Below are 20,038 nucleotides of genomic sequence, written 5' to 3'. Positions count from 1 at the left end.
AGTGCATCAGCCTTTGAGCGTATCGACTTCGGCGACGTTGATCGTGCGCCGGGTGCGGAACAGAGTGACCAGGATCGCCAGGCCGATGGCAGCCTCGGCGGCGGCCACCGTCAAAATGAAGAACACGAAGATCTGTCCCGCGGCGTCGCCCAACTCGCGCGAGAACGCGACAAAGTTGATGTTCACAGCCAATAACATCAGCTCGATGGACATCAGCAGCACGATGACATTCTTACGATTCAGGAATATGCCCGCCACGCTGATGCAGAACAGCACCGCGCCCAGCGCAAGCAGATGGCCCACAGTGATCATGGTGTGCTCTCCCCTTGTGTGTTCTCCCCTTCGCCAGCAGCAGGTGCACTGGTTTGACGCACCGGCTTCTCGGACTGCATTTTCACCATGCGCAGGCGGTCCCCGGCCTTCACCCGCGGCTGCTCGCTCGGGTCCTGGGTCTTGGTGCCCGGCCGCTTACGCAGCGTCAGCATGACCGCGGCAATCACCGCCACCGTCAGGATCACCGCGGCGAACTCGAACGGCAACAGGAATTCCGTGAACAGCGTGCGCGCCAGCCAGGCGGTATTCGATGTGTCTGCAGCCGAAGCAGCGGCGTTGGCCGGGAATGGCGTTGCCATCCGTGCCTTGATGCCGATCAGCACCAGCATCTGCCCCAACATCACTACCGCTACCAGCAGTCCCACGGGCAGGAACCGCACCCAGCCTTCGCGAAGCTTGACGATGTCGATGTCCAACATCATCACCACGAACAGGAACAGCACCATCACCGCGCCCACGTAGACCAGGATCAAGGCCACGCCCAGGAATTCGGCGCCGACCAGCAGCCAGATGCAGGCCACTGAGAAGAACGTCAGGATCAAGCACAACACCGCATGCACCGGATTGCGCACGCTGATCACGGCGCCAGCGGCAACCACCGCGACAGCGGCAAACGCGTAAAAGCTGATCAATACCCAGTCCATCATGCTCTCTTTAGGAATGTTCTCAGCGGAAGGCGGCGTCGGCGGCACGGCGTTCGGCGATCTCGGCTTCCAGCCGGTCTCCGATCGCCAGCAACTGCGGCTTGGTAACGATGTTCTGGCCACGCTTGTCGAAGTGGTACTCCAACAGGTGTGTCTCCACGATCGAGTCCACCGGGCAGCTCTCTTCGCAGAAGCCGCAGTAGATGCACTTGAACAGGTCGATGTCGTAGCGCGTGGTGCGGCGGGTGCCGTCCTCGCGCGGGGCCGAGTCGATGGTGATGGCCAGCGCCGGGCAGACCGCTTCGCACAGCTTGCAGGCAATGCAACGCTCTTCGCCATTGGGATAACGGCGCAGCGCGTGCAGTCCGCGGAAGCGCGGCGACTGCGGGAACTTCTCCATCGGGTACATCATCGTGTACTTCGGCTTGAAGGCGTACTTCAGCGTCAGCCACAAGCCCTGGGTGAGCTCCAGCAGCATCAGGCTCTTGAAGTAATGGACTACCTTATTCATCGCAGCATGCCCTTCAAATTCATGCACCCTTCTCGAACACGCCGAAGAACGCCATCAGCGCCGTCACCGCAATCCACGCGATGGTCAGCGGAATGAATACCTTCCAGCCCAACCGCATGATCTGGTCGTAGCGGTAGCGCGGGAAGCTGGCGCGGAACCAGATGTAGGCGCTGGCAAAGAACACCACCTTCACCAGCAGCCACGGCCAACCGCCCTTCCACAGCCAGTCCACCCACGGAGATACATCAGCGGTTACCCAGCCCTGGATCGGGCTCAGCCAGCCGCCAAGGAAGAAGATCGAGACCAGGAAACTGACCAGGATCATGTTGGCGTATTCGGCCAGGAAGAACAGCGCGAAAGCGGCGCCGGAGTATTCCACCATGTGGCCCGCAACGATTTCCGACTCGCCTTCCACCACGTCGAACGGCGCACGGTTGGTTTCAGCGACGCCCGACACCCAGTAGACGATGAACAACGGGAACAGCGGGACCCAGAACCATTCCAGGAAGCCGGCATTGCCCGCCTGCGCCATCACAATCTCGCTCAGGTTCAAGCTGCCAGCGGCGATCAGCACGCCCACCAACGCAAAGCCCATCGCGATTTCGTAGCTGACTACCTGTGCAGCGGAGCGCATGGCACCCAGGAATGCGTACTTCGAGTTCGATGCCCAGCCGGCGATGATGATGCCGTACACGCCCATCGAGGTCATCGCCAACAAGTACAGCAGGCCGGCGTTGGCGTTGGACAGCACCAGCTTGGCGTCGAACGGCACCACCGCCCAGGCGGCGAAAGCCGGCGCCAGTGTGATCAGCGGCGCGAGGATGTACATCGTCTTCTGCGCACTGCTGGGCTGGATGATTTCCTTGAACAGCAGCTTGAACACGTCGGCGAAGGCCTGGAAGATGCCCATGCCTACGTACATCGGTCCGTGCCGCACGTGCATCCAGCCGATCAGCTTGCGCTCCCAGACCACATAGAATGCGACCGCCACGATCACCGGCACGGCAATCGTCAGGATCTTCAGCACGATCCACAGCACCATGCCGATGTCGCCCAAGCCGAAGAACCAGTCGCGCAGCGGGCCTATCGCATTGATCAACAGTTCGTTCATGCGCTCACCACCGTCACACGGTCCGCACCCAACGGCGCCGTGGCGCCATAGCCGCTTTCGATCCAGGCGCTGCCAGGGGCCACGCGTGCATCCACGACCACGGGCAATGCTGCCGTGCCACCGGCCACACCGACTTTGGCGACCTGGCCATCGGACAGACCGTTGGCTTCCGCATCATTGGGGTGAAGCACGATGCGTGCGCCAACATTCAATGGGTGCGCCTGCAAGGCTTCGGCACGGCGCACGACACCATCGGTGCGGTAGATCGCTGCCGTGACCGTCAGTTCCAGTCCTTCGGTCGTGCCTGCGGACGGCTTGCTGGCCGATTGCAGATTCAATCCGGTAGACCGCTGATCGGTCAGCGCTGCGCGCAGATCAGCGAGATCGCTGAATTCGAAGCCAGGCAACTGCAGCTCACCACCCAAAGCACGTAGTACGCGCCAGCCTTCGCGCGCGTCGCCCGGCGGCTTGCCACCCGCTTGCGTGCGTTGTTCGGTGCCATCCAGATTGGTCAGCGTGGCATCGATCTCTGGCAAAGCGCCAATCGGCAGGATCACGTCGGCCACCGCGCGCGTCGACTCGCAGGCGAAATGGCTGAAAGCGACGACCTTCGCCGCATTCAATGCTTTCTGCGCGGCGGCGGTATCGGCGAAATCCAGGCCCGGTTCGATGCCGTAGATGACGTAGGCGCTGCGCGGCTCGGCCAACATCCCCGCCACATCGCGCCCAGCAGGCAGCACACCACTGCGGGACAGGCCCACGGCATTGGCGCCTTGTGGAATACGGCAGAGCGAGGCACCGGTTGCTGCAGCGAAGTCTGTGGCGGCTGCACGGATCTGCGCGGCTGCAGGATGGTTCTCGGCTATCGCACCGACGATTACCACCGCGTGATTGGCACTCTTGGCAGCATCGCGCAACGCGGCTTCGCTCAACGCCGTGGCGATCTGCGATGGCGGTACGATCCGCTTGCTGACCTGGTTGAAGGCGAAGTCGAACTCAACAGGGTTGACCACGTGCACCTTGGCGCCCTTGCCATTGGCCTTGCGGATGCGCTGGTGCAACAGCGGCAGTTCGTGGCGGATGTTGGTACCGACCAGCACGATCACATCCGCGCGTTCGATGTCCGCCAGCGGCAGCGCGAACGGCTGCGCGGTCGCGCCATCGGAAAAGTCGCGGTTGAAGATCCGGTGATCCAGATTGCTCGTGCCCAAACCGGCCGCGAGCTTGGCCAGCAGGCCGCCTTCCTCGTTTGATGTGGCCGGATGCGCCAGTACGCCCAGACTGTCGCCGGAGTTGGCGCGCAGGATTTCAGCCGCAGCGCTTATACCTTCCGCCCAGGAGACTTCTCGCCATTGCCCATCGACCTTGCGCATCGGCTTGAGCGCGCGGTCGTCGCTGTACAGGCCCTGATGCGAGTAGCGGTCGCGATCCGACAACCAGCATTCGTTAACGGCTTCGTTGTCGCGCGGCACTACGCGCAGCACCTGGCCGCGGCGCACATGCAGGAACAGATTCGATCCCATTGCATCGTGGTAGCCGATCGATTCGCGCGCGATCAACTCCCACGGACGGGCGCGAAAACGGAACACCTTGTTGGTCAGCGCACCGACCGGACAGACGTCGGCAACGTTGCCGGACAGCTCGGTGGTCAACGGCTTGCCGTCGTAAGTACCGATCTGCAGGTTCTCGCCGCGGTACATGCCGCCCAGCTCATACGTACCGGCGATCTCCGCGGTGAAACGGACGCAGCGCGTGCACTGAATGCAGCGGGTCATCTCGGTGGCGACCAGCGGACCGATGTCCTCGTCGGGGACTACGCGCTTGCGCTCCTGGAAACGGCTGACCGAACGCCCATAACCCAGCGACAGATCCTGCAGTTCGCACTCGCCCCCCTGGTCGCAGATGGGGCAGTCCAGCGGATGGTTGATCAGCAGGAATTCCATGACGTTGCGCTGCGACTTCAACGCTTTTTCGCTGCGCGTCTGGACCTTCATGCCGTCCATTACCGGCGTGGCGCAGGCCGGCGCCGCCTTGGGCATCTTTTCCACTTCCACCAGACACATGCGGCAATTGGCGGCGATGGCCAGCTTGTCGTGGTAGCAGAAACGGGGAATCGGAATACCGGCCTTGTCGGCGGCCGTGATGATCATCGAGTTCTTGGGCACGACCATCGACTGGCCATCGATTTCGATGGTCACGTGATCCGGCGGGACGTTCGGATTTGCGGGTTGGGCGCTCACAGGAAAACTCCCAGAAGCGGGAACGGGGAATGGGGAACGGGGAATGAGAGATTCAGGGGCTCGGAACGCTCGCCGCATCGGGCAGCGTCATTCCCTGTTCCCTGTTCCCTGTTCCCGCTGTTGCGCACCTTCATGCGGCCACTCCCAACTTCTCATCCACAATGGATCGTCCATTGGCGATGTAGTACTCGAACTCGTGCCAGAAGTGGCGCAGCATGCCCTGCACCGGCCAGGCGGCAGCTTCGCCGAACGCGCAAATGGTGTGGCCTTCGATCTGGCCAGCCGCCGCTTTCAGGGTATGCAGGTCTTCCAGCGTCGCCTTGCCTTCCACCACGCGGGTGATCATGCGGTACATCCAGCCGGTGCCTTCGCGGCACGGCGTGCACTGGCCGCAGCTTTCCTTGTAGTAGAAACGCGCAATGCGCTGGCAGGCGCGCACCATGCAGGTGGTCTCGTCCATCACGATCACCGCACCCGAGCCCAGGCCGGAGCCGGCTTTCTGGATGCTGTCGTAATCCATGGTCAGGCCCATCATGGTGTCGCCGGGCAGCACCGGCATCGACGAGCCACCCGGGATCACCGCTTTCAGCTTATTGCCATTACGCACTCCGCCGGCCATTTCGAGCAGCTCAGCGAACGAAGTACCTAGCCGGATCTCGTAGTTGCCAGGACGATTGACGTGTCCGGACACCGAGAAGATCTTGGGCCCACCGTTGTTGGGCTTGCCGAGGTTGAGAAACCATTCGGCGCCGTTGCGAATGATCGCCGGCACCGAGGCATAGGTCTCGGTGTTGTTGATGGTGGTGGGCTTGCCGTACAGGCCGAAATTGGCCGGGAACGGCGGCTTGAAGCGCGGCTGGCCTTTCTTGCCTTCCAGCGATTCCATCAGCGCGGTCTCTTCGCCACAGATGTAGGCGCCCGCGCCCAACGCGTTGTAGATATCGATGTTGACACCGGCACCCAGGATGTTCTTACCCAGCCAGCCATGCTGATAGGCCTCGGCGGTGGCTTCTTCCAGATGCTCGAACGGCTCGTGGTGAAACTCGCCGCGCAGGTAGTTGTAGCCCACGCTGGAACCAGTGGCGTAGCAGGCGATCGCCATGCCTTCGATCACCGCGTGCGGGTTGAAGCGCAGGATGTCGCGGTCCTTGGCGGTGCCGGGTTCGGATTCGTCCGAGTTGCAGAGGATGTACTTCTGCATGTCGCCCTTGGGCATGAAGCTCCACTTCAGCCCGGTAGGAAAGCCCGCGCCGCCGCGGCCACGCAAACCGGACTGCTTCACCATATCGACTACGTCAGCCGGTGCGATCTTCTCTTCGATGATCTTGCGCAGCGCGCTGTAACCACCCGTCTTTAGGTAGTTTTCGTACGACCACGGCTTGTCGAAGTGCAATGTCGTGTAGACGACTTGGTGCTCTTTGGGGGCCGAGCCGACAGGACCAGTGGAAGAGTGGTGTGATGAGCTCACTGATGGATCTCCCGTACAGGCGGGAACGGGGAACGGGGCGCGTGGACCGGGAATGAAAAGTTCAGGACAGCGGAGACCATACCGGCGCGCAGTACGGTGTCATTCCCTGTTCCCTGTTTCCTGTTCCCGCTTTTATGCATTTGCTTCATTCCCTTACTCCAGCCCGTCCAGCAACTCGTCGACCTTCTCGGGCGAGAGCTTCTCGTGGTAGTGACCATTGATCACGACCACCGGCGCACCGCAGCAAGCGGCGACGCATTCTTCTTCGCGCTTCAGGTAGACGCGGCCATCGGCGGTGGATTCGCCCAGCTTGCAGCCCAGCTTCTTCTCGGCATGCTTCACCAGGTCTTCGGCGCCGTTCAACCAGCAGCTGATGTTCGTACAGAACGCGACGTTATTGCGGCCGACTTTTTCCGTCTCGAACATCGAATAGAAGCTGGCGACCTCATAGGCCCAGACAGGCGGCAGATCCAGGTACTTGGCGACACCGGCGATCAGCTCGTCGGTCAGCCAGCCCTGGTTCTGTTCCTGTGCGGCATGCAAGCCTTGAAGTACCGCCGAACGCTTACGATCCGGTGGAAACTTGGATAGCCAATGATCGATGTGCGCACGCGTCTTGTCGCTCAGAACGACCAGCGGATCGACGTTGCGCGCGTTCTCGAAATTACCTGTGGCCCTCATCGGTCCACCTCACCAAAGACAAGATCATAGGTGCCGATCATCGCCACGACGTCAGGCAGCATGTGGCCGCGCACGACATGGTCCATCGACGAAAGATGAGCGAAGCCCGGCGCGCGCAGGTGTACGCGGAACGGCTTGTTGGCGCCATCGGAAACCAAATAGCAGCCGAACTCGCCCTTGGGCGCCTCGACCGCGGCGTAGGTCTCGCCAGCGGGCACGCAGTAGCCTTCGCTGAAGAGCTTGAAGTGATGGATCAAAGCTTCCATGTCGTCCTTCATCTCTTCGCGGGAGGGCGGCGACACCTTGAAGTTCTTCACCATCACCGGCCCGGGATTGGCCCGCAGCCAGTCCACGCACTGCTTGATGATGCGGTTGGACTGGCGCATCTCGGCCATGCGGACCAGGTAGCGGTCGTAGCAATCGCCATTCGTGCCTACCGGAATATCGAAATCGACGACATCGTACTTCGCATAGGGCTGTTTCTTGCGCAGGTCCCATTCGATGCCCGAGCCGCGCAGCATGGCGCCAGTCATGCCCCAGGCGCGGGCTTCGTCCGGCGAGATCACGCCGATACCGACGGTGCGCTGTTTCCAGATACGGTTGTCGGTCAGCAGCGTCTCGTACTCATCGACGCGGTTGGGAAACTCACGGGTGAAATCATCAAGGAAATCCAGCAGCGAACCTTCGCGCGCGGCATTGAGTCGCTTCAGCGCCTTGCCTTTGTGCCAGGGCGACTCGCGGTATTTCGGCATGCGATCCGGCAGGTCGCGGTACACGCCGCCCGGCCGGTAATAAGTGGCATGCATGCGCGCACCGCTGACGGCCTCGTAGCAATCCATCAGCTCTTCGCGCTCACGGAAGGCGTACAGCATCACCGCCATCGCGCCCAGATCCAATCCGTTGGAACCCACCCACATCAGATGATTCAAGATGCGGGTGATCTCGTCGAACATGGTGCGGATGTACTGCGCGCGTTCCGGCGCTTCGATCCCCATCAGGGTTTCGATGGCGCGCACATAAGCGTGCTCGTTGCACATCATCGACACGTAGTCCAATCGGTCCATGTAGCCGATCGATTGGTTGAATGGCTTGGATTCGGCCAGCTTCTCAGTGCCACGGTGCAGCAGACCGACGTGCGGGTCGGCGCGCATCACGGTTTCGCCGTCCATTTCCAGGATCAGGCGCAACACACCATGTGCCGCGGGGTGCTGCGGACCGAAGTTCAGCGTGTAGTTGCGGATTTCGGAGCGGCCAGCAGCGGGAGTGCTGGGGGATGCTACGGAAGGTTGCATGCTCATAGCTTGGCCTCGCGAGCAGCCGACTCAGAGGCGATGCGTTCGTCAGCAGCGGTCTGGTAGCGCGCGTCGTCGCGGATGACGCGTGGAACGGATACACGCGGCTCCACCGAGGTGACCGGCTCGTAGATCACGCGCTTCTTCTCTTCGTCGTAGCGCACTTCCACGTTACCGATCAATGGGAAGTCCTTGCGGAACGGATGCCCGACGAAGCCGTAGTCGGTCAGGATGCGGCGCAAATCCGGATGACCTTCGAAGAGGACGCCGAACATGTCGAAGGTTTCGCGTTCGAACCAGTTGGCACCCGGCCAGATACCCGTCACTGACGCCACCACCGGAACGTCATCATTGGGCGCATAGCAGCGCACACGCAGGCGTTGATTGTGCTGATAGGACAACAAGTGCACGACCACCGCGAAACGGTGTTCCGGGCCTTCGCCCTTCGGGCGCTGATCCCAACCGAACCGGCCAGGACCTCCCAGGCCTTCGACACCACGACTGAAGCCTTCCGACGACACGTCAGTGGTATCCCACTCGTCGCTGCCGTAACCCAGGTAGTCCACACCAGTGACATCGATAAGCTGTTCGAAACCGAGTTCATCGCGCAGCGCCAGGCAGGCCGCATGCCAGTGCGAGGAAGGGACTTCCATCGTGACTTCGCCGCGCGGTTCGGCAACGGCAATCGCCGCTTCCGGAAAGCGCGTGCGCAGACGATCAGTGAAATTTGCAGCTTGCTCGGCCATGGGGCGTGGCGTGCTCTGAAGTGTGATGTTCGGGGAAAACTTACTGGGCTTGCTGGATCAGGACCGGGATCAGCGCGCGATGGTCTGCGTGCGCCAGATCTTTTTCTGCAGTTGCAGGATGCCGTACACCAGCGCCTCCGCAGTGGGCGGACAACCGGGCACGTAAATATCGACCGGCACAATGCGATCGCAGCCGCGCACCACTGAGTAGGAGTAGTGGTAGTAGCCGCCGCCATTGGCGCAGCTGCCCATCGAGATCACCCACTTCGGTTCCGGCATCTGGTCATAGACCTTGCGCAGCGCCGGGGCCATCTTGTTGACCAGCGTGCCGGCGACGATCATCACATCCGACTGGCGCGGCGAAGGACGGAACACCACGCCGTAGCGATCCAGGTCCAAGCGCGACGCGCCGGCATGCATCATCTCTACGGCGCAACAGGCTAGGCCGAACGTCATCGGCCACATCGAACCGGTACGCGCCCAGTTCATCAGCGCATCCACGCTGGTGGTCACGTAGCCTTTTTCCAACAGAGGGTTGTCGCCTTCGGGACGAAGAATGTCGTCCACCCGCCCTTCCGGGATCGGGTTGGTCATCAACCGATCGATGGTTTGGATCACTCCCATTCGAGCGCTCCCTTCTTCCAAACGTAAATGAAGCCGAGGAACAGCATGCCGACGAACAGGCCCATCGTGACCAGTGCGCGGGGGCCAAGCTCCTGGAAGACCAGGGTCCACGGAACGATGAAGATGATTTCCAGATCGAAGACGATGAACTGGATAGCGATCAGGTAATAGCGCACGTCGAACTTCATGCGTGCGTCTTCGAACGCTTCGAAGCCACATTCGTACGGCGACAGCTTCTTGGCGTCCGGGCGTCGCGGGCCCAGGAAACGCCCGACCACCATCAGCGTGATGCCGATGCCGGTGGCGACGATCAAGAACAACAGGGTCGGCAGATAATTGGCCAGCACTCGCGATTCTCTTGTTGTCTTACCCGCCCCGCGCGAAGTCTACACGCTGGGGGCGTGCACCTTGCGAAGGACTCTCGTTTCCATGGAAGCCGCATGGCATGCGACCTTGCGCGGATGCGCATAAAGCCTGGAGAAGCCACCTCGGTCCATGACCGGGGATTCCAGTCGCCAAGCGGGCACCGCGCGTATTGCGGCGATGCGTGCACTGGCAACGAATCGGCGAGATTGTAACGGTTAGTGAACTCGCTAGTAAACGATTACTACGCGGGAAGGCGCCTTCGGCAAAAACAAGAAAGCCCGCTTGCGGCGGGCTTTCTTGTTTTTCGCGATACGCACGCGACCTTGAGGGCCTGCGTGAGAAACCGCATTTGGATTGGTGCCCAAGAGGGGACTCGAACCCCTACGACTTTCATCGCTACCACCTCAAGGTAGTGCGTCTACCAATTCCGCCACCTGGGCAATGACATCTACGCAATGCGGCATTTCAAGCGATGCCAGCGCTGCGCCATTGTAGCCGCCGTCAGCCGCCCTGCGGAGGGGCTACCGGCGGCTGCTTGGCATCGGGTGCCGATTCGACTTCTACCGGCTCCGAAAGCTGCGGCACCGTCGACGACGCGGGAGGCGCCTGGATCGGCGCGCTCGGCACGGTTGATGGCTTCGGCAGTTCACCGACAGGCGCGGGCGAGACCGGCGCCTGCTGCTGCGACATCACGCCGAGATTCTGTTGCGCTGGCGGACGGGCACTATGGGTGGCATACCAGGCCATGAACAAGCTGATGCCGAAGAAGGCCACCGCCAGCCACTTGGTGCTCTTGGACAGGAAGTTGGAAGCGCCGCGCGAGCCGAACACCGTGCCGGAAGCGCCGGCGCCGAAGCCCGAGCCCGCCTGCGCACCGGAACCGCGCTGCATCAGCACCAGCGCGATGATCGCGATAGCGACCAGCACGTAGACAACATTGAGGGTCAGCATCATTTCGAATTCATCTCAAACCTATGGCGAACCCGACCGGAAGCGATCGGACCCGATGAGGGGTTAGCCTCGTTCGGCCGCCGCTCGCGCGATGGCCAGGAAATCAGCGGCGACCAGTGAAGCGCCGCCTACCAGCCCTCCATCGACATCAGGCTGCGCGAACAGTTCCGCTGCGTTGTCGGGCTTCACGCTGCCGCCGTAGAGGATCGGCAGTGAATCGACAATTCTAGCATCGCGCCCGGCCACTTCGCCACGGATGAAAGCGTGTACCGCTTGGGCCTGGGCGGGGGTGGCCGTGCGGCCGGTTCCGACGGCCCAGATGGGTTCATAGGCGATCACGGCATTTTCGAAGGCTTGCGGCCCCAGCAAGTCGAACACAGCACGGACCTGACCACCGACATGGGACTCCGTTTCACCGTTTTCTCGCTGCTCCAGCGTCTCACCCACGCAGAGAATCGGAACCAGGCCTGCATTTTTTGCCGCCTGAAACTTCCTGGCCACCAGTTCATTGCTTTCGTTGTGGTACTGGCGGCGTTCGGAATGGCCGACGAGGCCGTAACGAGCACCAACGTCCCCCAGCATGCTGGCGGAGACCTCCCCCGTGTAGGCGCCCTTCTCATTGCAACTGACATCCTGGGCGCCAAACACGACGCCGCGGGCCGCATAGTCTTCGATCAGATCGCCCAGGTAAGGCAGCGGCGGCAGGATCAGCAGGTCCACCGCACTCAACGGCAAGCCCGCCACGATTTCGTCCATCAATGCGTGAGCAAATGCGCGATCACCATGAAGCTTCCAGTTGCCAGCCACGATTTTGCGGCGCATAAGACCAATTCCTATCCAGTTGGGCGCGCAAGGATACCCTCCCTCGCGCCGGCTGACGACAGTTCAGCTTCGCGCGCGTGGCCTCGCATGGGTCGGCCCCACGCCGCGCCGACACCCGCGGCGGGTCACCGCGCCTGAGGTCGGAGCATAAAGCTTCTAGGGCGTGGCCCGACCTACCCAGGCAAATCGAGCTTCTTCATCAACGGCACGATCAAATCCATCGGCAGCGGAAACACGATGGTGGAATTCTTATCGCCGGCGACCTCAATGAGCGTTTGCATATAGCGCAACTGCATCGCCTGCGGCTGTTGCGCAAGAATCGCGGCCGCTTCGCTCAGTTTTTCAGCGGCCTGCATTTCACCGACCGCATGGATCACCTTGGCGCGCCGCGACCGTTCCGCCTCGGCCTGCTGGGCAATGGCCCGGATCATGCTTTCGTCCAGATCAACATGCTTGATCTCGACGTTCGTCACCTTGACGCCCCAAGGGTCGGTTTGCTCATCCAGGATTTTCTGGATGTCCTGGTTGAGCTTGTCTCGCTCGGTCAGCATTTCGTCCAGCTCGTGCTGCCCCAGCACCGAGCGCAACGTGGTCTGGGCGACCTGGCTGATAGCCTCGTAGTAGTGCTCCACCTGAAGTACCGCCTTGGCCGGTTCGACCACACGGAAGTACACCACCGCGTTGACCTTGACCGATACGTTGTCGCGCGAGATGACGTCCTGCGTCGGGACGTCCATCACCACCGTACGCAGATCGACGCGGATCATGTTCTGTACGCCGGGAATGACGATGATGAGCCCGGGGCCTTTGGTACCGGTGTAGCGCCCCAGAGTGAGAATGACCCCGCGCTGATACTCCTTGAGTATCTTGATCGTCATGACGATCAGGGCCAACAGCAAGACAACGATGGCGCCGGTGAATCCGAACATGGTTATCTCCTTCGCGCAGCTCCCGCGCCATATGCCGCGATTCCGGCCGCGGTCTAAGTGAAGCATTCCTTCGCCAATATCTGTCGCTCCTCGTCCCGCTTGTCAGGCGCTGTCCTTCTCCACCCATAACGTCAGCCCATCCATGCGCGTTACCCGCACGCGATCACCCGGTGCCAGCGGCTCATCGGCGCGGACGCGCCAGCGTTCGCCGTCCAATCGGGCCCAGCCACCGCCCTCCGCGAAGGTATCGATCACCAGCACAGCGCGCCGAAGTGCGGCTTCACCGGTGACCACCGCTGCCCTTCGCGAGCGCATCGCCAGATACGCCGTGCCAGCCATCGCCAACACGGCCACTGTCGCCACACCGGCCACGATGCCCAGGTGAGTCCGATATCCCGGCACATCGATGTCGAGCAGCAGGATGGAGCCGAACACGAAGGCGGCGATGCCGCCAAAGCCCAGCACCCCGAAACTGGGCACCAGCGATTCGGCGATGATCAGCACCACACCCAACAGCAGCAGCGCGAAGCCCACGTAGTTGACCGGCAGCAACTGGAACGCGAACAGCCCCAGCAGCAGGCATATCGCGCCCAGCACGCCCGGCAGCACCGCACCGGGGTTGTAGCCTTCCAGCAGCAGTCCGTAGATGCCGGCCAGGATCAGGAAATAAGCGACCGCCGGATTGGTCAGCACCGACAAGAAGCGCATGCGCCAGTCCGGCGCGTATGGGCGCAGCGGAAGGCCGGTCGTCGCCAGGGTGCGTTCGCCGTCGGCGAGCAGTACGCTGCGGCCATTGGCTTGCCGCAGCAATGCGGTTGTGTCGGCGCTGATCAGGTCGACGACCTTCAGCTCCAGCGCTTCACGCGAGGAGGCGCTGATCCCTTCCCGAACCGCTCGCTCCGCCCAATCCGCATTGCGACCGCGGCGCTCGGCCAAGCCCCGAATGTAGGCGACGGCGTCGCCGAGGATCTTGTTCTCCATGGCGTCGCCACGGGCCGGCGGCCTTGCGTCTTCACCGTCTTTCTTCTCGTCGCTGCCTGGCTTGGGTTCTTCATCGCCAAGAGGAAATGCACGGCCGCCGATCGGCACTGGCGTGGCCGCGCCCAGGTGCGTGGCTGGCGCCATTGCCGCAATGTGGCAGGCATACAAGATGTAAGTGCCTGCACTGGCGGCGCGGGCACCACCTGGGGCCACATACCCGATTACCGGCACCGGCGAGTTGAGAATGGTCCGGATAATGTCGCGCGTGGCGCCATCCAAGCCGCCGGGCGTATCGATGCGCAGCACGATGACGCTGGCGCCATTGGCCACCGCTTGGCGGCTGGCTTTTTCGAAGTAGCCGGCGGTAGCCGGACCGATGGCGCCGTCGATTTCGATCAACGCGGCGTGAGCGCCCGCAGCTTGCTGGCCTCGGGCATCGAAGAACGCCAGCAGGATCCCGCACAGCAGCATTGGCCACCAACGCCGCGACATGCCGAAATCATATCGCCGCCCGTGTTGATATCCGGTTACGAACGCCGAAACCGGCGGGATACGCCTGTTCCGGACGGCTACTTGAGCTTGATTTCCCTCAGCCGCTCTTCCAGGTAACCCTGCGCGGTGATCGGCTCCGGGTAGCGCTTGGGATTGTCCGCGGTGATGGTGGACGGCAGCACGTCGATGAGGAAATCAGGATTGGGGTGCAGGAAGAACGGCACCGAGTAGCGCGGCTTGCGTGCTTCTTCTCCCGGTGGGTTCGTCACGCGGTGCGTAGTGGACGGATACACGTGGTTGGTCAGGCGCTGCAGCATGTCGCCGATGTTGACCACGATGGTGTCCGCTTCGGCGGTGAACGGCACCCACTCGCCTTTGCGCGACAACACTTCCAGACCAGCCGCACTGGCGCCCACCAGCAACGTGATCAGGTTGATGTCCTCATGCGCGCCAGCGCGCACATTGGGAATATCGTCCGTGGTGATCGGCGGATAGTGGATAGGGCGCAGGATGGAATTACCGGAGTTGGTTTTGTCGGCAAACCAGTTTTCCGGCAAGCCGATATGCAATGCCAATGCCGACAGTATGCGAGAACCCAGCTTGTCCAGATCCTGATACAGGCCGTAGCCGTGCTCGTGGAATCCAGGCACCTCCTCTGGCCACAGATTGGGCGGCATCACGTTGGCGTATCTGGAATCGCGGGGGATTTCACGACCGATATGCCAGAACTCTTTCAGGTCGAAGTATTTGGAATCCTTGGCCGTCTCCACCCCGAACGGGGTGTAGCCTCGCGCACCGCCACCGCCTGGCACGTGATACTTGCGCTTCACTTCTTCCGGCAATGCGAAGAACTGCTTGAACACCTGATAGGCCGCCTCGATCCGCGACTGCGAAACGCCGTGGTTGCGAATTCCGGCGAAGCCCCATTCGCGGTAAGCCGCGCCCAGTTCGGCCACAAAGGCGTCGCGGTCGCTGTCGAAACGGGTTATGTCCAGGGTGGGAATGCGTGGAGTCATGCGTGAACTCTATGAGCTTTGTTTCCTTCTCCCGTCGGGAGAAGGTGGCGCGAAGCGCCGGATGAGAGAAGAAGAATGATGATTAGGCTGGCGAGCTGGCGTGCGTTTGCAAACGTTCAACTCGCGGCACGCACCGCGTCCGCCAGCTTTTCCAGCGTCGCCTGCATCAGCGCGTCGTCGTCGGCTTCCACGGTGACCCGCACCACCGGCTCAGTGCCGGACGGACGCAGGAACGCGCGGCCACGGCCGGCCACGGCCGCTTGCGCGTCGGACAGTGCAGCCTGCACGCCAGGGGCTTCGACCGGTTTGGCACCATTGGTCAGGCGCACGTTGATGGTCTTCTGCGGCACCTTGGCCAGGCCGGCCAGCGCCTGCCTCAGCGATTGCTTGCTGCGTTTCAGCGCCTCCAATACCTGCAGCGCACTGACGATGGCGTCGCCGGTGGTAGCGCGGTCCAGGCATAGCAAATGTCCGGAAGCCTCACCGCCCAGCACGCCCTGCCCTTCGACCAAAGCCTGATGCACATAGCGGTCGCCAACCTTGGCGCGTACGAAGGCGATGCCGAGTTCCGCCAGCGCGCGTTCCAAGCCGTAGTTGGTCATCAACGTGCCCACCACAGCCCCGCGCAACCGTCCGCTGGCCTGCCAGTTCTTGGCCAGGACATAGATCAGATCGTCACCATCGACTGGGTTGCCCGCATCGTCCGCCATCAATACGCGATCGCCGTCGCCGTCGAAAGCAATGCCCAGGTCGGCGCCAGCTTCGCGTACCTGCCGGGACAGATTGTCGATATGCATCGAACCAACACCTGCGTTGATGTTCAAGCCGTCCGGCTCAGCGCCGATGGCGATCACCTCAGCCCCCAGCTCCCGGAACATCAGCGGTGCGATGTGGTAGTTGGCGCCATGCGCGCAATCCAGCACGATCTTCAGCCCGCGCAGGTCGAAACCACGCGGCACGCTGGCCTTGCAAAACTCGATATAGCGACCGACGGCGTCGCGGGCGCGGATCGCCTTGCCCAGCTTCTCCGATTCCGCCGTTGTGAAATCGGCATCCAGCGCCGTTTCGATGGCGGTTTCGGTGGCGTCGTCGAGTTTCTCGCCTTCGGCGGAGAAGAACTTGATTCCGTTGTCGTAATGCGGATTGTGCGAAGCGCTGATCACGATACCGGCATCGGCGCCCAGGGTGCGCGTCAGGAATGCCACCGCCGGTGTCGGCATCGGCCCCAGCAACTGCACGTCGGTCCCGGCGGCAACCAGTCCGGCTTCCAAGGCCGCTTCGAACATATAGCCGGAAATGCGGGTGTCCTTGCCGATCACTACGGTCGGCCGATGACCGCCATTGCGCTCGATCAGCACGCGCCCCAGTGCATTGCCCAGCCGCAGCACGAAGTCAGCGGAAATGGGACCTTGGCCGACACGGCCGCGAATGCCGTCGGTGCCGAAGTATTTGCGGCTCATGGTTGGTGTCCGGAAAAAGCGGGAACGGGGAACAGGGAACGGGGAATGAAAAATATTGCACGGCTACGTCCAGGGATACTCCAGGGTGCAGCTGCTGTCATTCCCTTTTCCCCGTTCCCTGTTCCCGCTTTTGTATTCCTAATCATGCGGTCACCTCCAGACTCTCCTCCGGTTTCGGCTGTCGCATCATCAACGCCAAAAGATCAGCCAAACGGTCGCGCATTTCGCGGCGGTCGCAGATCTGATCGATGGCGCCGTGTTCCAGCAGGAACTCCGAACGCTGGAAGCCTTCCGGCAAGGTTTCGCGCACGGTCTGCTCGATCACGCGCGGGCCGGCAAAGCCGATCAGCGCCTCGGGCTCGGCGATATTGATGTCGCCCAGCATGGCGAAGGACGCCGATACGCCACCGGTCGTGGGATGCGTCAGCACCGAGATGTACGGCAGGCCCGCCTCACGCAGCTTGCCCAGCGCGGCAGACGTCTTGGCCATCTGCATCAGCGAGAACAGGCTCTCCTGCATACGTGCACCGCCGCTGGCGGAGAAACTAACGAACGGCGAGCCGATCTCGAGCGCTTTTTCCGCGCCCAGGGAAAAGCGCTCGCCCACGACCGATCCCATCGACCCGCCCATGTAGGCGAAATCGAAGGCGCTGGCGACCAGCGCATTGCCCTTCAGCTTGCCTTGCAGGGTAATCAGCGCATCGCGTTCGCCGGTGGCTTTCTGCGCCGCCTTGATGCGCTCGGAGTACTTTTTCTGATCCTTGAACTTCAGGATGTCGACCGGCCCCAGTTCACCACCGATTTCCTGGGTGGTGCCCGGGTCGAACAACGACGCCAGCCGTGCACGGGCGCGGATCGCCATATGGAAGTTGCATTTGGGGCAGACCTCCAGGTTTTCTTCCAGTTCCGGTCGGTAGAGAACGGCACCGCAACGGTCGCATTTTTCCCAGAGTCCTTCAGGAACGCTGCGTTTTCCTTTGCCGCTACCGCCTTCGGTGCGTATGCCCGAAGGCATTAATTTGCTGAGCCAGCTCATGCGTGTCGGTGGTCCCGTTCAGGTTGGGCCGTAGAGCACATCAGTTTAGCTCAGTCGCCGTTGAGGCAGGTCAGGCGTCCAGCGCTTCCCTCAGAGGGGCCAGGAATGCTGCAGCGCGGGACGCCGCGTCTTCCGCACCCTTAGCCTCCGCCAACGCCGCGACCAAGGCGCTGCCCACCACCACGCCGTCGGCATCAGCCGCCATGGCACGCGCGCTGGCAGCGTCCTTGATACCGAAGCCAGCGGCCACCGGAACTTTCGAAAGCGCACGCAGTTGGCGCAAGCGGTCGCTGGCTGCGACGGTGTCCAGCCGGTCCGATGCGCCCGTGACCCCGGCGAAGCTGACGTAATAGAGGTAGCCCTGCGCCTGATCGCACAGCATCGACAGGCGCTCGGCGGTGGTGGTCGGTGAGGCCAATGCGATCAGGTCCAGACCGTGCCGATTGAAGATGTCGCGGGTTTCGGCCGCTTCCTCTGGCGGTAAGTCGACCAGCAGCACGCCATCCACGCCTGCCTTTATCGCTTCGGCGGCGAAATGCTCGCTGCCCTGGATTTCCACCGGGTTCAAATAACCCATCAGCACGATGGGCGTGGTGTCGTCCTGCTGCCTGAATACCTCCACCGCCTCCAGCACATAGCGCAGCCCGGCGCCCCGCGCCAGCGCGCGTTCGGAACTGCGCTGGATGGTCGGACCGTCCGCCATGGGATCGGAGAACGGCACGCCCAGTTCGATCACGTCGGCACCGGCATCCACCAGCGCATGCATCACCGGCACGGTGGACTCCAACGACGGATCGCCCGCGGTGACGAAAGGAATCAGGGCTTTGCGGCCGGCCGCTTTGAGATCGGCGAATTTTTGTTTGAGGCGGGTCATGGCGTTTATCCGTAAAGCGGGAACAGGGACCGGGGAACAGGGAATGAAAGAGCACGAGAATCGGATAGGGCGCGGATCGGTTTCATTCCCCGTTCGCAGTTCCCCGTTCCCGCTTCTTCCACTTACAGATCGATCCCATCGCGCGCGGCGATGGTATGCACGTCCTTATCGCCACGCCCCGACAAGTTGCATAGCACCAGCGCATCTTTCGGTAGATCGCGCGCCAGCTTGATGGCCTGCGCCACTGCATGACTGGATTCCAACGCCGCCAGGATGCCTTCGGTACGCGCCAAGGTGTGGAACGCGGACAGCGCTTCGTCGTCGGTCACACCCACGTACTGTGCACGGCCGGCGTCGCTGAGGAAGGCATGCTCCGGACCTACGCCCGGATAGTCCAAACCGGCGGAGACCGAATGGGTTTCGATGATCTGGCCGTCGTCGTCGCAGAGGACATAGGTGCGGTTGCCGTGCAATACGCCGGGCCGGCCCGCCGCGATCGAAGCGGCGTGGCGTCCGCTGCCAATGCCGTCGCCCGCGGCTTCGGCGCCGACGATCTTTACTCCAGGATCGTTGAGGAAGGCATGGAATAGCCCGATGGCATTACTGCCGCCGCCGACGCAGGCGGTGATGACATCCGGCAGGCGACCGTAGTCTTCCAGCATTTGCGCGCGCGCTTCGCGGCCGACGATGGCATTGAAGTCGCGCACCATGCGCGGATACGGATCGGGACCGGCCACCGTACCGATGATGTAGAAGGTGTCGTGGACATTCGTGACCCAGTCGCGCATGGCTTCGTTCAGCGCATCCTTCAACGTTTGCGAACCGCTGGTAACCGGCACCACGGTCGCGCCGAGCAGCTTCATCCGATAGACGTTGATCTTCTGCCGCTCGATGTCGGTGGCGCCCATGTAGACCACGCATTCCAACCCCAGGCGCGCGGCCACCGTAGCCGACGCAACGCCGTGCTGGCCGGCGCCGGTTTCGGCGATGATCCGCTGCTTGCCCATGCGACTGGCCAGCAACGCCTGGCCTATGGTGTTGTTGATCTTGTGCGCGCCGGTGTGGTTCAGATCTTCGCGCTTGAGCAGGATGCGAGCACCGCCGACTTCGCGCGATAGCCGTTCGGCTTCGTAGATGGGGCTGGGTCGTCCGACGTAGTGCTTGAGGTCACGGTCGAACTCCGCGATGAAGGTGGGATCGACCCGGGCCGCGTCATAGGCGGCCGACAGTTCCTGCAGCGGACCGATCAGGGTCTCGGCGACGAAACGTCCGCCGTAGCGGCCGAAATGGCCGTTGGCGTCCGGGTAGGCGTGAAAATCTTCGATCTTGGCGGCGGTCATCGGCGGTTCCGGATTTATTCGGGTGTCTATCGGGGCATGGTGATCGGCACCCGGGATTGCACTTTAGCGCACGGAGACTGCGCCAAAAAGCTATAAAATCGGACCAGTCATCTCAGAAAAA

Annotated in this window: 20 protein-coding genes and 1 tRNA gene; all 21 read right to left on the bottom strand. The window is 62.2% G+C overall.

Annotated features, from left to right (window positions below):
- Positions 1–6 precede the first annotated feature (6 nt).
- The 21 genes from nuoK to trpB all read right to left on the bottom strand — a co-directional run bounded on the left by nuoK (position 7) and on the right by trpB (position 19,917).
- Positions 7–312 carry an NADH-quinone oxidoreductase subunit NuoK gene (gene nuoK, locus AB6O04_RS15120; RefSeq protein WP_337344909.1) on the bottom strand — a complete coding sequence of 102 codons (306 nt, stop codon included), beginning with the start codon at positions 310–312 and terminating at the stop codon, positions 7–9.
- Complete coding sequence (locus AB6O04_RS15115; RefSeq protein WP_368564918.1) at positions 309–980, bottom strand: NADH-quinone oxidoreductase subunit J; 672 nt, start codon at positions 978–980, stop codon at positions 309–311. Before AB6O04_RS15115 ends, nuoK begins: the two co-directional genes overlap by 4 nt.
- A 19-nt stretch (positions 981–999) precedes the next feature.
- Complete coding sequence (gene nuoI / locus AB6O04_RS15110; protein ID WP_337344911.1) at positions 1,000–1,488, bottom strand: NADH-quinone oxidoreductase subunit NuoI; 489 nt, start codon at positions 1,486–1,488, stop codon at positions 1,000–1,002.
- A gap of 19 nt (positions 1,489–1,507) precedes the next feature.
- The gene (nuoH, locus tag AB6O04_RS15105; RefSeq protein WP_368564917.1) at positions 1,508–2,599 is read right to left on the bottom strand and encodes an NADH-quinone oxidoreductase subunit NuoH; all 1,092 of its coding nucleotides are present in this window, start codon (positions 2,597–2,599) and stop codon (positions 1,508–1,510) included.
- Positions 2,596–4,839 (bottom strand): NADH-quinone oxidoreductase subunit NuoG, encoded by a 2,244-nt coding sequence (nuoG, locus tag AB6O04_RS15100; protein WP_368564916.1) that lies wholly within the window; start codon positions 4,837–4,839, stop codon positions 2,596–2,598. The genes nuoH and nuoG overlap by 4 nt, the downstream gene beginning before the upstream one ends.
- A 130-nt stretch (positions 4,840–4,969) precedes the next feature.
- Positions 4,970–6,307: an NADH-quinone oxidoreductase subunit NuoF gene (gene nuoF / locus AB6O04_RS15095; RefSeq protein WP_368564914.1), complete on the bottom strand. Its 1,338-nt coding sequence runs from the start codon at positions 6,305–6,307 to the stop codon at positions 4,970–4,972.
- A 153-nt stretch (positions 6,308–6,460) separates the two neighbouring features.
- Positions 6,461–6,988 carry an NADH-quinone oxidoreductase subunit NuoE gene (gene nuoE, locus AB6O04_RS15090; RefSeq protein ID WP_337344915.1) on the bottom strand — a complete coding sequence of 176 codons (528 nt, stop codon included), beginning with the start codon at positions 6,986–6,988 and terminating at the stop codon, positions 6,461–6,463.
- Positions 6,985–8,286, bottom strand: coding sequence for an NADH-quinone oxidoreductase subunit D (locus tag AB6O04_RS15085; RefSeq protein WP_368564913.1), 1,302 nt, complete (start codon positions 8,284–8,286; stop codon positions 6,985–6,987). Before AB6O04_RS15085 ends, nuoE begins: the two co-directional genes overlap by 4 nt.
- Positions 8,283–9,026 carry an NADH-quinone oxidoreductase subunit C gene (locus tag AB6O04_RS15080; protein ID WP_368564911.1) on the bottom strand — a complete coding sequence of 248 codons (744 nt, stop codon included), beginning with the start codon at positions 9,024–9,026 and terminating at the stop codon, positions 8,283–8,285. The genes AB6O04_RS15085 and AB6O04_RS15080 overlap by 4 nt, the downstream gene beginning before the upstream one ends.
- Positions 9,027–9,095: 69 nt before the next feature.
- Positions 9,096–9,650, bottom strand: coding sequence for an NADH-quinone oxidoreductase subunit B family protein (locus AB6O04_RS15075; RefSeq protein ID WP_337344918.1), 555 nt, complete (start codon positions 9,648–9,650; stop codon positions 9,096–9,098).
- Positions 9,641–9,997 (bottom strand): NADH-quinone oxidoreductase subunit A, encoded by a 357-nt coding sequence (locus AB6O04_RS15070; protein ID WP_368564910.1) that lies wholly within the window; start codon positions 9,995–9,997, stop codon positions 9,641–9,643. Before AB6O04_RS15070 ends, AB6O04_RS15075 begins: the two co-directional genes overlap by 10 nt.
- A 374-nt stretch (positions 9,998–10,371) precedes the next feature.
- Positions 10,372–10,456: transfer RNA gene (locus AB6O04_RS15065), tRNA-Leu, on the bottom strand.
- Between the two features lie 61 nt (positions 10,457–10,517).
- On the bottom strand, positions 10,518–10,970 hold the full coding sequence (secG, locus tag AB6O04_RS15060) for a preprotein translocase subunit SecG (protein WP_368564909.1): 453 nt from the start codon (positions 10,968–10,970) through the stop codon (positions 10,518–10,520).
- A 60-nt stretch (positions 10,971–11,030) separates the two neighbouring features.
- Positions 11,031–11,789 carry a triose-phosphate isomerase gene (gene tpiA, locus AB6O04_RS15055; RefSeq protein WP_368564908.1) on the bottom strand — a complete coding sequence of 253 codons (759 nt, stop codon included), beginning with the start codon at positions 11,787–11,789 and terminating at the stop codon, positions 11,031–11,033.
- 173 nt (positions 11,790–11,962) lie between these two features.
- A complete protein-coding gene (locus AB6O04_RS15050; protein ID WP_368564907.1) occupies positions 11,963–12,718 on the bottom strand; it encodes a slipin family protein in 756 nt (251 codons plus the stop codon).
- 102 nt (positions 12,719–12,820) lie between these two features.
- Positions 12,821–14,191, bottom strand: a complete 1,371-nt coding sequence (locus AB6O04_RS15045; RefSeq protein WP_368564906.1) for a nodulation protein NfeD — start codon at positions 14,189–14,191, stop codon at positions 12,821–12,823.
- Positions 14,192–14,268: 77 nt separating this feature from the next.
- Complete coding sequence (locus AB6O04_RS15040; protein ID WP_368564905.1) at positions 14,269–15,207, bottom strand: isopenicillin N synthase family dioxygenase; 939 nt, start codon at positions 15,205–15,207, stop codon at positions 14,269–14,271.
- A gap of 116 nt (positions 15,208–15,323) precedes the next feature.
- The gene (glmM, locus tag AB6O04_RS15035) at positions 15,324–16,667 is read right to left on the bottom strand and encodes a phosphoglucosamine mutase (RefSeq protein WP_368564904.1); all 1,344 of its coding nucleotides are present in this window, start codon (positions 16,665–16,667) and stop codon (positions 15,324–15,326) included.
- A 142-nt stretch (positions 16,668–16,809) separates the two neighbouring features.
- Entirely contained in the window at positions 16,810–17,703 is an 894-nt protein-coding gene (gene accD / locus AB6O04_RS15030) for an acetyl-CoA carboxylase, carboxyltransferase subunit beta (RefSeq protein ID WP_368564903.1), read from the bottom strand.
- 70 nt (positions 17,704–17,773) lie between these two features.
- Entirely contained in the window at positions 17,774–18,577 is an 804-nt protein-coding gene (gene trpA, locus AB6O04_RS15025) for a tryptophan synthase subunit alpha (RefSeq protein ID WP_368564902.1), read from the bottom strand.
- A gap of 122 nt (positions 18,578–18,699) precedes the next feature.
- Complete coding sequence (gene trpB / locus AB6O04_RS15020; protein ID WP_368564901.1) at positions 18,700–19,917, bottom strand: tryptophan synthase subunit beta; 1,218 nt, start codon at positions 19,915–19,917, stop codon at positions 18,700–18,702.
- Between the last annotated feature and the right edge of the window lie 121 nt (positions 19,918–20,038).

The organism is Pseudoxanthomonas sp. UTMC 1351, from assembly GCF_040948865.1.
GTDB lineage: Bacteria > Pseudomonadota > Gammaproteobacteria > Xanthomonadales > Xanthomonadaceae > Pseudoxanthomonas_A.
This window is presented reverse-complemented; position numbering and strand designations above follow the sequence as displayed.